Below are 312 nucleotides of genomic sequence, written 5' to 3'. Positions count from 1 at the left end.
GATGATTGGGGTGAAGTCGTAACAAGGTAGCCGTATCGGAAGGTGCGGCTGGATCACCTCCTTTCTAAGGATATTGCCTTAAGGGCAATCGGAATGCGAACCTCCTGGTTCGTACTTAAGCGGATTTTCAAATCCGCTCTGTTGACCAACTTGTTTGTTTAGTTTTGAGGGGGCGATTCCTCTCTATATGATATATGGGCCTATAGCTCAGCTGGTTAGAGCGCACGCCTGATAAGCGTGAGGTCGGTGGTTCGAGTCCACTTAGGCCCACCATATATCTTTCATAATGGGGCCTTAGCTCAGCTGGGAGAG

At 49.4% G+C, this 312-nt stretch carries 1 tRNA gene and 1 rRNA gene; both read left to right on the top strand.

Annotation, left to right across the window (positions count from 1 at the left end):
• Window positions 1-64: ribosomal RNA gene (locus M3593_RS23840) — 16S ribosomal RNA — on the top strand; the annotation flags it as partial.
• 132 nt (window positions 65-196) lie between these two features.
• Window positions 197-273 (top strand) — tRNA-Ile (locus M3593_RS23835).
• Window positions 274-312: the final 39 nt, after the last annotated feature.

Origin of the sequence: Mesobacillus sp. MER 48 (assembly GCF_023714225.1) — a bacterium.
Classification (GTDB): domain Bacteria; phylum Bacillota; class Bacilli; order Bacillales; family Cytobacillaceae; genus Mesobacillus; species Mesobacillus oceanisediminis_A.
This window is presented reverse-complemented; position numbering and strand designations above follow the sequence as displayed.